The following is a 14,165-nucleotide window of genomic DNA, read 5'->3' on the forward strand; positions in this document are numbered from 1 at the left end:
GCTCGAAGTGGGCGCATGAGCCGGCGGGGCCCTTCGCCTCCGTTCGGGTGCGAAGGGCCCCGCCGTCGGCAGGACCGGCCTCGGGACCGCGGGGTGGGAGCCGGCGCCGGCTCAGACCGATACCCGCTCGTCCCGATCGTCGTCGTCGCCGCGCGATTCGCCGGCGGCAGAGGGGCCGTCGCCGCTCGCCGCTTCGGCCGCCGCGCGCGCGTCGCGCCGGGACTTGAGCAGGCTCAGCACGGTGGTGGCGGCCAGCGTGACCACGATGACGACCAGCGAGAGCACCGTGGGGATCTCGGGCACGTGCAGGTCGGTGGTCTCGTGGACGGCGTGCAGGATCAGCTTCACCCCGATGAACCCGAGGATCACCGCCAGGCCGTGGCTGAGGTAGACCAGCTTGTCCAGCAGCCCTCCGATGAGGAAGTAGAGCTGGCGCAGGCCCATCAGCGCGAAGGCGTTGGCGGTGAAGACGAGGTAGGGCTCCTGGGTGATGCCGAAGATGGCGGGAATGGAGTCCAGGGCGAAGAGGATGTCGGTCATGCCGACGGCGATCATCACCATCAGCATGGGGGTGACGAAGCGTTTTCCGTCGACGCGGGTGACCAGACGGGCGCCGTCGTAGGTGTCGGAGGTGGGCAGCACCCGCCGCACCATCCTGACCATGGCGTTCTCCTGGTACTCCTCGTCCTCGTCGCCGCTGCTGATCAGCTTCCACGCGGTGTAGAGGAGAAAGGCGCCGAACAGGTAGAAGACGCCGGCGAAGGCGTTGACCGCCGCCGCTCCGGCGGCGATGAACAGACCCCGGAAGACCAGGGCCAGGGCGATGCCCACCAGCAGCACCCGCTGCCGGTGCTCCCGCGGGACGGCGAAGGAGCCGAGGATGAGGATGAACACGAACAGGTTGTCCATGCTCATCGAGTACTCGACGATCCACCCGGTGAAGAAGTCCACGGCCTGGCCGTCGGTGAAGAAGGTGAGACCGATCCCGAAGACGATCGCCAGCGAGACGTAAACGGAGATCCAGGCGGCCGCCTCGCGCATCGACGGTTCGTGGGGCCTGCGGGCGATGATGACGAAGTCGAGAGCGATGACGCCGAGCAGGACGGCGATCGTCACGCCCCAGACCCAAGGTGCGATATCCAAGCCAGAACTCCAGAAGATCGGTGGCACAGGTGTGCCGGTCCCGGGCGCGCGAGGCGCCCGGGCACCGGTTCTACTACATGTCAGGAGCCGTCGCGTCGGCGGCCCCGCCCGGCCGAGGAGGCGGGGCGCTTCGCGCTCGCCGCGGCCTGCTCGACATAGCGCCGGACGAGGTCGGCGGCCACGGGGTTGTGACGCTGGATGCGGATCAGCAGGTGCGGGGCCAGCCGCTCGTGCAGCCACAGGAACCCGATGGCGAATCCGATGCTGAGCATCGCCTGGAAGGCCAGGAACGACAGCAGCGGTTCGCTGAGGATCTGGTCGTAGCCCAGCACCGTGGCGACCGTGTACTGGTCGAGCAGCCGGGCGAGCGGGAAGCCGACCAGCCAGTAGAGCGCCACCGGGCCGACCGCGCCGACCCCGAACCGGCCCGCCGCGAGCAGGGCGCAGTAGCCCGCTCCCAGCAGGGCGAGCGGGATGCCCAGTCCGGTGGCGATGGTCGCGATCTGCACAGCGGGCAGTCCGGCCAGCGCCGCCACCCCGGCGGCGAAGGCGCCGGCCACCAGTCCGATGACCGCACCCGGAACGGCCACCTCGGCGTAGTGGAGTGCGGCGGGGACCGGCCGCGGGGCGGTGGCGTGGGTGCTCATCAGCTCACCACCACCCCGAAGGCGAACAGCGAGTAGAACAGCATGCCGAGGTAGAACACCGCGGCCCCGGCGATCAGCACGTTGGAGACGATGCCGGGTCGGATGGGCTTGGGCAGTCGGAGGTTGTTCACCAGCAGGAGGGTGACGCAGTAGGCGCCCATGGCGAACGTCGACAGGAACGCCAGCGTGTCCAGGATCGCCGCCGGGCCGTCGGCGGGCCCGAACAGCAGCACGCCGATGCCGAAGGCGATGACGCCCCACAGGAAGAACGCGTAGAGCTTGGACATGCTGAACCGGCGGGCGCCGGGGATGAAGAAGTAGGTCATGTCGGCCTGGCCGCGGGAGAAGGAGTCGAACAGGCCAAGGGTGGCGTTGAGGCCGATCAGCGAGATGAACAGGAAGAACACGGTGCCGAAGACGGGGGAGCCGGCAGCCGAGAAGGAGGAGGCCATGGCGTCCAGGGCGGCGGACTGCTGACCGTCGCGCAGGACGGTGGCCACGTTCGGGTCCAGGCGCGCCGATGCCTGGGCCAGGACGGTGAAGGAGATGGTCACCAGCATCGTGATGCCCCAGAAGAGCACGAAGGCGTCGAAGGTGACCCACCTGCGCCAGCCCTTCCACTTGCTCATCTCCGCGGGGTCGGAGGTGTCGAACATGAAGCCGCGGCTGGGCATGCTCTCCTGCTCGTCGGCGTGGCGCAGGCCGCGGATGCGGGGGATGTGGTGGCCCATTCCGGCGCCCTTGTCGCGCAGGTGCAGGGTGTACCACATCTGCTGCATGCCGGAGGGGCCGGCGAAGGCGATGGAGCCGACGATGACGGGGAACCACGCGGCGGTCAGCGCCTCGTCGGGCATGTAGCCGAAGGCGAACATGCCGGTGATGGTGCTGGAGAGGTCGGAGAGGTTGCCGACCAGGGCGGCCACTACGGAGGTGCCCACGACCAGCAGGCCGATGCAGATGGAGAGGACGTTCTCCAGCAGGTTGTAGATGACCTTGGCCATCGTGAACACGACGCCCACCAGCAGCATGCCGGCGACCGCCGTTGCCTGCCAGGGTATTCCGGTCACCTGCTGGAACGCCGATGCGCCCGCCGACAGGTGGCCCGGCCATATGTAGACGAGCATGGCTGTGACGAAGAAGAACCACATCAGCGGTTTGAACACCCGGGCGGCGCCCATGAAGATGCTCTCGCCGGTGGCCATCGCGTAGCGCGACATCTCCAGCATGACCACGGCCTGCAGGGAGACGCCGACGAGGAACAGCCAGCGGATCTCCGGTCCGAAGATCAGGACCAGCCGCGGCCACATGTAGGACTCGCCCATACCCACGCCGAGGGCGACGAGGAAGACCGTCGGGCCCAGGATGTGGATGGAGGGCGGCGCCTTGGGCAGGGGGCGGATCGGCATGGCCTCCAGCCGCCCCGCTTTCCAGTAGCGCTCTTCTTGTGCGGACTCGGGGGCCTCGGCGGGGCGGGCCTCGGCCTCGCCGGATTCGGACGCGGCGGGGCCGCGCTGAGCGGGCACTCTGGCGTCGGGCGTGTCGGTGCCGGTGGCGTCATCACGTCCCAGCGGCCGGTCGGAGTTGATGTCTGAGGAGTCCATGCGCGGAGCTCTCCCTCGCTGGATCGCGGATGCGGGTTGACTGCCCCCTCATTCGCCCCCTGGTCTGGCCTGGGTCCTCCTTCTCGTGGCCGGCGGGTGGATGTGCGGTTCGCGCTGCGGCGGCGCTGGCGGACGCCGGCGCAGCGGGTACCCGGTGGCCGCATCGTGGCGGCTCAGCGGCCACCGGGTGTGACGCGTGTTACAGGGGAAAGATCATCCGAATCAGAGTAGCCCCGCCGCGCGCGCCCAGCGATACTTCGCGCCGAGTACTTGGACGGGCTTCTCCGTGGTGTAGGGGTAGGCGACCACGCCGTGCTTGAACAGGTGGGCGCTGGCGGCCTCGACCTCGGTGTCGCCCGAGAGCGAGGCGACCACGGGCTTGTCGATCCCCGCGGCGCGGGCCTGGCCGACCACGTCGGCCACCAGCTCGGCGAAGACCATCGGCGGGGTGACGATGGTGTGCCAGTAGCCCAGGATCAGCGAGTGCACCCGCGGGTCCTCCAGGCCCAGCCGGATGGTCTTCTCGTAGGTGGAGGGCGGCTCGCCGCCGGTGATGTCGACCGGGTTGCCCGCCGCGCCGAACGGCGGGATGAAGGCCCGGAAGGACTCGTCGAGGTCGGGCGGGATGTCCATCAGCGACAGCCCGTTGTCGACCACCGCGTCGGAGAGCAGCACGCCCGAGCCGCCGGCGCCGGTGATGATCACGACGTTCTCCCCGGCGGGCGTCGGCAGCACCGGCAGCGCGCGGCCGTACTCCAGCAGCTCGTTGAGGCCGGGTGCGCGGACGACGCCGGCCTGGCGCAGGATGTCGTCGTAGACCTTGTCGTCGCCGGCCAGCGCGCCGGTGTGCGACCCCGCCGCGCGGGCGCCCGCGGAGGTGCGGCCCGCCTTGAGCACGACCACCGGCTTCTTGGGCACCACTTCGCGGGCGGCCTGCACGAACGCGCGGCCGTCCTTGAGGTCCTCCAGGTGCATCGCGATCGCGTTGGTGTTGTCGTCCTGGCCGAAGAACGTCAGCAGGTCGTCCTCGTCGATGTCGGCCTTGTTGCCCACGCCCACGATCGCCGAGACACCGGTGCTGGTGCTGCGGCTGTAGCCCAGGATCGCCATGCCGATTCCGCCCGACTGCGAGGTCAGCGCGGTGCCGCCGGCGACGTCGTAGGGGGTGCAGAAGGTCGCCGAGAGGTTCTCGGGCGTGTAGTAGTAGCCGTAGATGTTGGGGCCCAGCAGGCGCACGCCGTGGCGGCGGGCCACCGCCACCACCTCGTCCTGCAGTTCCTGCTCGCCGGTCTCGGCGAAGCCGGAGGGGATGAGGATCGCGCCGGCGACCCCCTTGCGGCCGGCCTCCTCCAGCGCGGAGGAGACGAACTTCGCCGGGATGGCGAAGACCGCGACGTCGATGTCGTCGGGGGCCTCGGCGATGGTGGGGTAGGCGGCGCGGCCGTAGACCTCGTCGGCCTTGGGGTTGATCGGGTAGACCTTCCCGGCGTAGCCGCCGTCGACGACGTTGCGGATGACCGAGTTGCCGATCTTGCCGTGCTCGTTGGACGCGCCGATGATCGCGATGGAGCGCGGTTTGAAGATGCGGTTCATCGAGGCCAGGATCTCCTCGCGGGTGAACCGCGCCGGCGGCTGGGCCGGGTCGAAGTCGAGGACGAAGCGCAGGTCGGCGGCCACACTGCCCGAGGCGGAGGCGAAGACCGGGTTGAGGTCGGCCTCGGAGATCTCGGGGAAGTCGGTGACCAGGTCGGACAGGCGGGTGATGACGTCGGCCAGGCGGTCGGTGTCCACCGCCTCGCCGCCGCGCACGCCCGAGAGCACCTCGGCGGCCTTGATGTCACCGATCTGTGCGCGGGCCTCCTCGGCCGAGACGGGGGCCAGGCGGAAGGAGACGTCCTTGAGCACCTCCACCAGGACCCCGCCCAGGCCGAAGACGACGACCTTGCCGAAGGTGGGGTCGGTGGTGGCGCCGATCAGGACCTCTTGGCCCCCGCCCACCATCTGCTGCACCTGCACGCCCTCGATCACGGCCTCGGGGTTGTAGGCCCGGGCGTTGTCGACGATGCGCTGGTAGGCGGTCTTGACCTCCTCGGCCGAGGAGAGCCCGACCTCGACGCCGCCGGCGTCGGTCTTGTGCAGGATGTCGGGCGAGACGATCTTTGCGACCACGGGCAGGCCCAGCTCGACGGCCAGTGATACCGCGTCGTCGGCGCTGGTGGCGAGTGCTTCGCCGGGGATGGGGATGCCGTAGGCCTCGGCGAGCACGCGGCCCTCGGGCGCCGTCAGCGCGCTGCGGCTCTCGGAGCGGGCCCGGTCGAGCACGGCGCGGACGGCATCGCGGTCGTAGCCGGTTTCCGTTGCCATCTTCTCAGATCACTCCGTTCGCTTTGAGGGCTGCGAGTTCGTCGGGGGCCAGGCCCAGTTCGTCCTGGTAGACGTGGGTGTTGTGCTCGCCGAGAAGAGGGGAGCGGCCGACGTCGGCGGGGGAGTCCGACAGCCTCATCGGCAGCCCCACCGTCTTGTAGGTGCCGCGCTCGGGGTGCTCGACGGTGGCCACGATCCCGTTGGCGTTGAGCGTGGGGTCGTCGATGATCTCCTTGGTCGACAGGATCGGCCCGCAGGGGATGTTGTGCTCGTTGAGCGCGGCCAGCACGTCCCACTTGGGCAGGTTGATCGACCACTCCTCGATCAGGCCGAAGGCCTTGTCGAGCTTGTCCAGCCGCGCCTCGGGGGTGGCCCAATCGGGGTCGGTGGCCAGTTCGGGCCGGCCGATGATCCGGGTGATGTGCTCCCAGCCGGTGGGCTGGATGATGACGTAGACGTAGTCGTTGGGGCCGCCGGGCGCCGTGCGCACCGCCCAGCCGGGTTGCCCGCCGCCGGAGGCGTTGCCGGACCGGGGGACCTCGTCGCCGAAGTCCTCGTTGGGGTACTCGGACAGCGGACCGTGCGTCAGCCGCTGCTGGTCGCGCAGCTTGACCCGGCACAGGTTGAGCACCGAGTCCTGCATGGCGACCTCGACCCGCTGGCCCAGGCCGGTGCTGGTGCGCTGGTACAGAGCGGCAAGGATACCGGCTACTGTATGCATTCCAGTGCCCGAATCGCCGATCTGTGCGCCGGTGGCCAGCGGGGGACCGGTCTCGAAGCCCGTGGTGCTCATCGAGCCGCCCATCGCCTGGGCGATGACCTCGTAGGCCTTGTACTCGGCGTAGGCGCCGGGGCCGAACCCCTTGATCGAGGCGTAGACCAGCCGGGGGTTGGCCTCGTGCAGCACCTCCCAGGTGAAGCCCATCCGGTCCAGTGCGCCGGGGGCGAAGTTCTCCACCAGCACGTCGCTGCGCTTGACCAGATCGAGGAAGAGGCGCTTGCCCTCGTCGCTCTTGGTGTTGAGTGTGATGCTGCGCTTGCTGCCGTTGAGCATCGTGAAGTAGAGGCTGTCGACATCGGGCAGGTCGCGCAGCTGGCGGCGGGTGATGTCCCCGGTGGGGGCCTCCACCTTGACCACGTCGGCGCCCAGCCAACCCAGGATCTGGGTGGCCGAGGGGCCGGACTGCACGTGGGTCATGTCCAGGACGCGGACCCCGTCAAGTGCCTTGCTCATGTGGCTCCTCCACGCCTACTTGTACATGGTCTGGTTCATCGTCCCCGGCGCGTAGACCTCGGGGTCGATCCAGACGTTGATCAGCGAGGGCTTGCCGGACTCGCGTGCGCGCCGCAGCGCCGGCCCGATCTCGCCGGGCTCGCGCACCTCCTCGCCGTAGCCGCCGAGCATCTCGGCGAACTCCGAGTAGCGCACGTCGCCCAGCGTGTTGCCGATCTCGCCGCGGTCGGCGCCGTACTTTTCGATCTGGCCGTAGCGGATCTGGTTCATCGAGGAGTTGTTGCCGATGATCCCGATGAAGGGCATGTCGAAGCGCACCAGCGTCTCGAAGTCCCAGCCGGTGAGGCTGAACGCGCCGTCGCCGAACAGCGCGACGACCTCCTTCTCGGGGTAGGCGTACTTGGTCGCCATCACGAAGGGGACGCCGACGCCCAGCGTGCCCAGCGGGCCGGGGTCGAGCCAGTGGCCGGGGGCCTTGGGTTGGACGACCTGGCCGGAGAACGTGACGATGTCGCCGCCGTCGCCGATGTAGATCGAGTCCTCGGTGAGGAAGTCGTTGATCTCCGAAACCAGGCGGTAGGGGTGGATCGGCGTTGCGTCGGAGGTCAGCAGCGGGGTCCGCTTCTCCAGTGCCTTGTTCTCCACCTGGCGCAGCTCCTCCAGCCAGGTCTTGCGGCCCTGGGCCCCATTGTCGCCGTAGGCCGAGGTCGCCTGCAGCACCGAGGAGAGGATGACGTCGGCGTCGCCGACGATGCCCAGGTCGATGTCGCGGTTCTTGCCGACCGTGGCGTAGGAGAGGTCGATCTGGACCACCGTGGCGTCGGTCGACAGCCGCTTGCCGTAGCCCATGCGGAAGTCGAACGGGGTGCCGACGATGATGATCAGGTCGGAGTTGCCGAAGGCGTGCCGGCGGGAGAGCTGGAAGTGGTGGGGGTCGGCGGGGGGCAGCGTGCCGCGGCCGCCGCCGTTCATGTAGACGGGGACGTTGAGCGAGCGCACCAGGTCGGTGGCCGACTGGGTGGCCCGGGTGGTCCACACCTGGTGGCCCAGCAGGATGCTGGGGCGCTCGGAGCGCACCAGCAGCTCGGCCAGGCGCTCGATCGCGTCGGGGTCGCCGCCCTGGCGGGTGGAGGCGCGGTAGTGGCCGGCCTTGGGTACGCGGGCCGACTCCACCGGGACCGAGGCGTCGAGGATGTCGCGCGGGATCTCCAGGAAGGACGGTCCGGGGGCGCCGCTGAGGGACTCCCGGAAGGCCATCGACACCAGGTCGGCCACCCGCTCGGTGTGCGGGACGGTCGCGGCGAACTTGGAGATGGGGCCGATCATGTCGACGTGCGGCAAGTCCTGCAGCGAGCCCATCTTGTGCTGGCTGAGGGCGCCCTGGCCGCCGATCACCAGCAGCGGGCTCTCGGCGCGGTAGGCGTTGGCGATTCCGGTGATGGCGTCGGTGGTGCCGGGGCCGGCGGTGACCACGGCGCACCCGGGTTTGCCGGTCATCCGCGCGTAGCCGTCGGCGGCGTGGGCGGCCACCTGCTCGTGGCGGACGTCGATGACGTCGATGCCCTCGTCGGCACAGCCGTCGTAGATGTCGATGATGTGGCCGCCGCAGAGCGTGAAGATCACGTCGACCCCCTCGGCCTTGAGGGCCTTGGCGACGAGGTGGCCGCCGGAGATCGTGGTGTCCCCACCCTTGTCGTCAGTCATCTGAGCACACATCTCCTTTATTGGATACTGCATACCGTATGGTTTCCATTGCTACACGAGCGTCGGTGCGGTGTCTAGACCGGAAGCGTGCGAATGGGCACCGGGCGCCGCAGTCGGGCCGCGACCGCGGCGGCCCCCAGGCCCGCCAGGCCGGCGGCGCCCAGGCACAGGGCCGGCCCCGTCTGCGGGACCAGCGAGATCAAGGCCGCCGCGCCGCCCACTCCCAGCAGGCCGCCCAGCGCCTTGGCGCTGTAGACGAGGCCGGGGATCTCGGCGCTGTCGCGGCTGCCGAAGAAGTCGTGGGCCAGGGTGCGGGTCAGCGGGTAGCAGCAGCCTCCGCCCACGCCCGCCGGCACGGCCATCAGTAACAGGAGCGCCCAGGAACCGGTCAGTGCCGCGGCGGCGAGGCCGAACTGGGCCGCCCCTCCGGCGGTCAGCGCCGCCACCAGGATCCGGCGCCGGCCCATCCGCTCGCCCCAGCGCCCGGCCGCCGCGCGGCCCAGGCCGCTGGAGGCGACCAGGACGCCCATGGCCGCGGCGATCGCCCAGGCGGGCAGGCCGCCCCGAAACAGCAGCAGCGGCAGCACGGCCACGTCCACCAGTGCGGCGGCTCCGGCCAGCGCGACCACGGCGTGCAGTCCGGGCAGGGCGCCGCTGCGCCAGGCTTGTGCGGGGGAGTGGTCGAAAGCGGCCACCGGCTGGTTGCGGCGGCGCAGCGCCCAGGCGCGCGGATCGGTCTCCGGCGGCCACCAGTGCGCCGGGGGAGTGCGCAGCCCGATACCGGCTGCGGCGACCACGCAGGCCAGGGCCGCACCCAGCCACGGGGCGGCGGCCAAGTGGGCGGCCTCGGCCAGGACCAGGCCGGCGGTCAGCGGGACCGCGCCCAGCGCGAAGCCGGCGCCGGCCCACGCGGCGTGGCTCGCGGGCCGCTCGGGGTACCAGGCCGCGACGACGTGCACGCTGGAGTGGTAGACGAGGCCGGCGCCCAGGCCGCCCGCCAGCCCGTAGGCCGCCAGCATCCAGCCCAGCTGCGCGGTGAGTCCCGGCGCTGCAAGGGCGGCGGCGCACAGCGGTGCACCGGCCACGATGGCGCGGGCGGGAGTGAGCAGGCCGCGTTCGCGCAGCCGGGCGATCGGCCAGGCGCTGCCGCCCTGGACCAGCGCCCACAGCGCGAAGGGCAGCAGCGCGGCCGCGGGGCTCCAGCCGTGGGCGGCCACCAGCAGAGGGACCGCCGCGCCGTAGCCGAACTGCAGCCCGCCGACGGCGGCGACCGCCGCGACAGCCCGGGCGAGGGGCACCGCGCGCGCCGTTCCTGCCAGTTCGCGGGCCGGGCGCCCCACGAGGTAGCGGCGCCCGCTCCAGTCGTGCAGTTCCCCGGTGCGGGGGGCGGGGACGTAGGGGGATGCCAGGTGGCCCGGAGGGGCTGTAGCGGGGGGTGGGTGGTTCATGGCGCACCTCACAACGACCGTGGATCGTATACAGTATGCGTCGCTGAACCGATTCTGAGAAGAGGGTGCGGCTTCCTTTCGTGAAATCACAGGGAGCGCACCGGATCACGCGGGTTGCATCGGCACGGCGGGGCGAGAGTCTCGCATGATGGTATTGCATACTGCATACGATCTCGCGTATCACAGTGGTGAGGGTCCCAGACGACACAGCGATGCCGAGGAGGCTCGGTGGACCTCTACGAATACGAAGCCAAACAGCTGTTCGGCGACCACGACGTGCCGCTCGCCGAGCGGCAGCTGGCCACGACCCCCGAGCAGGCCGCGCTCAGCGCCGCCCGCCTCGGCGGCCGGGTGGTCGTCAAAGCGCAGGTGAAGACCGGCGGCCGCGGCAAGGCCGGCGGTGTGCAGGTGGCCGACGACCCCGACGACGCCCGGGCCGAGGCCGATCGGATCCTCGGCATGGACATCAAGGGCCACACGGTCCACCGCGTCCTGATCGAGGAGGCCAGTGACATCGCCGAGGAGTACTACGTCTCCTTCCTGCTGGACCGGGCCAACCGCACCTTCCTGTCGATCTGCTCCGCCGAGGGCGGCGTGGAGATCGAGGAGGTCGCCGAGAAGCGGCCCGAGGCCGTCGTGCGCACGCCCGTCGACGCGCTGAACGGCCTGGACCGCGAGACGGCCCTGGCCATCTGCGAGAAGGCCGGTCTGCCCCAGCAGGTCCACCCGCCCACCGCGACCGTGCTGCAGCGGCTGTGGGAGGTGGCCCGCGAGGAGGACGCCACCCTGGTCGAGGTCAACCCGCTGGTGCGCACCGCCGACAACCGCATCCTGGCCCTGGACGGCAAGGTCACCCTGGACGACAACGCCCTGGACCGCCACCCCGAGCGCACGCCCTTCCACGACGACGGCGACTCCGCCTCGCTTGAGGCCCGCGCCAAGGAGAAGGGGTTGAACTACGTCAAGCTGGACGGGCAGGTCGGCATCATCGGCAACGGTGCCGGACTGGTCATGTCCACCCTGGACGTGGTGTCCTACGCCGGCGAGGCCCACGGCGGGGTGCAGCCGGCCAACTTCCTCGACATCGGCGGCGGCGCCTCGGCGGATGTGATGGCCGACGGGTTGGAGATCATCCTGGGCGACGGCGACGTCAAGAGCGTGTTCGTCAACGTCTTCGGCGGGATCACCGCCTGCGACGCGGTGGCCGAGGGGATCGTGCAGGCGCTGGAGATGCTGGCCGCGCGCGGCGACGACGTGTCCAAGCCGCTGGTGGTGCGCCTGGACGGCAACAGCGCCGAGCGGGGGCGGCGGATCCTGACCGAGGCCGGCCACCCCGCGGTGCGCCAGGCCCCGACCATGGACGGCGCCGCGGCCCAGGCCGCGGAGCTGGCCGCGAAGTAGCCGGGGAGAGTGGATAAGGGATGGCTGTTTTCCTGACCAAGGACAGCAAGGTGCTGGTGCAGGGCATGACCGGCTCGGAGGGCACCAAGCACACGCGGCGGATGCTGGCCTCGGGGACCCGCATCGTGGGCGGGGTGAATCCGCGCAAGGCCGGTACGAGTGTGGACATCGACGGTACGGGTGTGCCGGTGTTCTCCTCGGTGGCCGAGGGCATGGCGGCCACGGGCGCGGATGTGTCGGTGGTGTTCGTGCCGCCGAAGTTCGCCCGGGCGGCGGTGGTCGAGGCCGTGGATGCCGGGATCGGGCTGGCGGTGGTGATCACCGAGGGGATCCCGGTGCACGACACGGCGGCGTTCTGGGCGCATGCGTGTGCGTCGGGCAACCGGACGCGCATCATCGGGCCGAACTGTCCGGGGCTGATCAGTCCGGGGGCCTCCAATGCGGGCATCATTCCGGCCGACATCACGCGTCCGGGGCGGATCGGGCTGGTGTCGAAGTCGGGGACGCTGACGTATCAGATGATGTATGAGCTGCGTGATATCGGGTTCTCCACGGCGGTGGGGATCGGTGGGGATCCGGTGATCGGGACGACCCATATCGATGCGCTGGCGGCGTTCGAGGCCGATGCCCAGACCGACGCGATCGTGATGATCGGTGAGATCGGCGGGGATGCCGAGGAGCGGGCGGCCGATTACATCCGTTCGCGGGTGTCCAAGCCGGTGGTGGGTTATGTGGCGGGGTTCACCGCGCCGGAGGGCAAGACGATGGGCCATGCCGGGGCGATCGTGTCGGGTTCGGCGGGTACCGCGCAGGCGAAGAAGGAGGCGTTGGAGGCGGCCGGCGTCAAGGTCGGCAAGACCCCCTCGGAGACGGCCGAGATCGCGCGGGGCCTGGCTTAACAATCGCGGGTTGCGCCGTTTCCGGCAAAAGTCGCCGAATCAGCCGCGGCACGGCGGTGGCCGCCGCGCCGTGCCCGGGGGACCGTTGCAGCAGCAGAGTGAGCAGCACCGTAGACCACCAGGGGAAACCTATGACCCTCATGCTCAAGCCCGGGACCGAATGGACGACCCTGTATCAGCGCTGCCGCGGGATCGCCCCCGAGGCGTTCGCGGCCGACCGGGTGCTCAACCACTGGGGCGGCCGCTGGAGGGCGGACGGAGAACCGCGCCTGGCGGTCTCGCCCGTCGACGGAACCGAGATCGCCGGACCGCCCATGGTCGACGCCGACACCGCCGAGGCCGCCGTGCGCGCGGCCGCCGATCAGCACCGGCAGTGGCGTGTCACCCCGCTGGCGGAGCGCCGCGCCCGTGTGCGGGCCGCGATCGAGTCCTGGGGCGAGCACCGCGACACGCTGGCGCTCGCGCTGGTGTGGGAGATCGGAAAGCCCTGGCGGCTGGCGCGCCAGGACGTCGACCGCGCCATCTCCGGCGTGGAGTGGTACCTGGACCAGATCGAGGAGATGATGGAGGGCCGCGCCCCGCTGGAGGGCCCGGTCAGCAACATCGCAAGCTGGAACTACCCGATGAGCGTGCTGACCCACGCCATGTGCGTCCAGGCGCTGGCCGGCAACGCCGCCATCGCCAAGACCCCCACCGACGGCGGACTCGTGTGCCTGACACTGGCCGTGGCCCTGGCCGCGCGCGAGGGTCTGCCCTTCACGCTGGTCAGCGGCAGCGGGCGGAACCTCTCGCCGGTCCTGGTGCGCTCCCCCGAGATCGGCTGCGTCTCCTTCGTCGGCGGCCGCGACACCGGCGGCCAGGTCGCCACCGACCTCGCCGACCTCGGCAAGCCCCACATCCTGGAGCAGGAGGGGCTCAACTGCTGGGGCGTGTGGGAGTTCAGCGACTGGGAGACCTTCGCCGGCCAGGTCCGCAAGACCTTCGACTACGCCAAGCAGCGCTGCACCGCCTATCCGCGCTTCGTCGTGCAGCGCTCGGCGTTCGACCGCTTCCTGAGCGCCTACCTGCCCGCGGTCGCCTCGGTGCGCTTCGGACACCCCCTGGCGGTCTCGGCGCCCGAGGAGGACCTGCCCGAGCTGGACTTCGGCCCGCTGATCAACGCCGCCAAGGCCAAGGACCTGGGATCCCAGGTGGACGAGGCGGTCGCCGGCGGCGCGGTCCCGCTCTACCGCGGTTCGCTGGAGGACGCGCTGCTGCTACCGGGCCAGAACACCGACGCCTACGTGGCGCCCGTGTCGCTGCTGGAGCCCCCGCGGTCCTCGCCGCTGTTCCACGCCGAGCCCTTCGGCCCGGCCGATTCCATCGTGCTGGTCGACACCGAGGCCGAGCTGCTGGCGGCCATGAACGCCAGCAACGGCGCGCTGGTCTCGACCATCTCCACCGACGACCCCGACACGGCCGCGCGGCTGTCGGCGCAGGTGCGCGCGTTCAAGGTCGGCATCAACAAGCCGCGCTCGCGCGGGGACCGCGACGAGATGTTCGGCGGCTGGGGCCACTCGTGGCGCGGCGCTTTCGTGGGGGGCAAGCTGCTGGTCCACGCGGTCAGCCACGGCCCGGCCGACGAGCGGCTGCCCGGCAACTTCCCCGACTACACGCTGGTGCCCCGCGAGCACGGGTAGCCCAGGGCCTACCGGTCCGGCCCGGTGTCGCCGCTGCGCAGCAGG

General features: G+C 70.7%; 10 protein-coding genes. 3 read left to right on the forward strand and 7 right to left on the reverse strand.

All coding sequences use genetic code 11. The features are described 5' to 3' along the window. Positions 1-111: 111 nt before the first annotated feature. From EKD16_RS11840 to EKD16_RS11870, 7 genes are all read right to left on the reverse strand, one after another. Entirely contained in the window at positions 112-1,143 is a 1,032-nt protein-coding gene (locus EKD16_RS11840; protein ID WP_131098430.1) for a TerC family protein, read from the reverse strand. A gap of 80 nt (positions 1,144-1,223) precedes the next feature. Then, complete coding sequence (locus EKD16_RS11845; protein WP_131098431.1) at positions 1,224-1,790, reverse strand: hypothetical protein; 567 nt, start codon at positions 1,788-1,790, stop codon at positions 1,224-1,226. Next, entirely contained in the window at positions 1,790-3,391 is a 1,602-nt protein-coding gene (locus tag EKD16_RS11850; protein WP_131098432.1) for an Nramp family divalent metal transporter, read from the reverse strand. The genes EKD16_RS11845 and EKD16_RS11850 overlap by 1 nt, the downstream gene beginning before the upstream one ends. Before the next feature lie 222 nt (positions 3,392-3,613). Beyond that, a complete protein-coding gene (locus EKD16_RS11855; RefSeq protein ID WP_131098433.1) occupies positions 3,614-5,755 on the reverse strand; it encodes an acetate--CoA ligase family protein in 2,142 nt (713 codons plus the stop codon). 4 nt (positions 5,756-5,759) lie between these two features. Next, the gene (gene frc / locus EKD16_RS11860) at positions 5,760-6,989 is read right to left on the reverse strand and encodes a formyl-CoA transferase (protein WP_131098434.1); all 1,230 of its coding nucleotides are present in this window, start codon (positions 6,987-6,989) and stop codon (positions 5,760-5,762) included. 15 nt (positions 6,990-7,004) lie between these two features. Continuing rightward, a complete protein-coding gene (locus EKD16_RS11865) occupies positions 7,005-8,693 on the reverse strand; it encodes a thiamine pyrophosphate-binding protein (RefSeq protein ID WP_131098435.1) in 1,689 nt (562 codons plus the stop codon). 74 nt (positions 8,694-8,767) lie between these two features. After that, positions 8,768-10,141 (reverse strand): MFS transporter, encoded by a 1,374-nt coding sequence (locus tag EKD16_RS11870; RefSeq protein ID WP_131098436.1) that lies wholly within the window; start codon positions 10,139-10,141, stop codon positions 8,768-8,770. A 228-nt stretch (positions 10,142-10,369) separates the two neighbouring features. Between EKD16_RS11870 and sucC the strand changes: the two genes are divergently transcribed. The 3 genes from sucC (at position 10,370) to EKD16_RS11885 (ending at position 14,120) form a co-directional block, all read left to right on the forward strand. Continuing rightward, positions 10,370-11,542 (forward strand): ADP-forming succinate--CoA ligase subunit beta, encoded by a 1,173-nt coding sequence (gene sucC, locus EKD16_RS11875; RefSeq protein WP_131098437.1) that lies wholly within the window; start codon positions 10,370-10,372, stop codon positions 11,540-11,542. Between the two features lie 20 nt (positions 11,543-11,562). Then, positions 11,563-12,441, forward strand: coding sequence for a succinate--CoA ligase subunit alpha (gene sucD, locus EKD16_RS11880; protein ID WP_131098438.1), 879 nt, complete (start codon positions 11,563-11,565; stop codon positions 12,439-12,441). A 131-nt stretch (positions 12,442-12,572) separates the two neighbouring features. Next, positions 12,573-14,120 carry an aldehyde dehydrogenase family protein gene (locus EKD16_RS11885; RefSeq protein WP_131102429.1) on the forward strand — a complete coding sequence of 516 codons (1,548 nt, stop codon included), beginning with the start codon at positions 12,573-12,575 and terminating at the stop codon, positions 14,118-14,120. Positions 14,121-14,165 lie beyond the last annotated feature (45 nt).

The sequence above is a fragment of the Streptomonospora litoralis genome, from assembly GCF_004323735.1.
Taxonomy (GTDB): domain Bacteria; phylum Actinomycetota; class Actinomycetes; order Streptosporangiales; family Streptosporangiaceae; genus Streptomonospora; species Streptomonospora litoralis.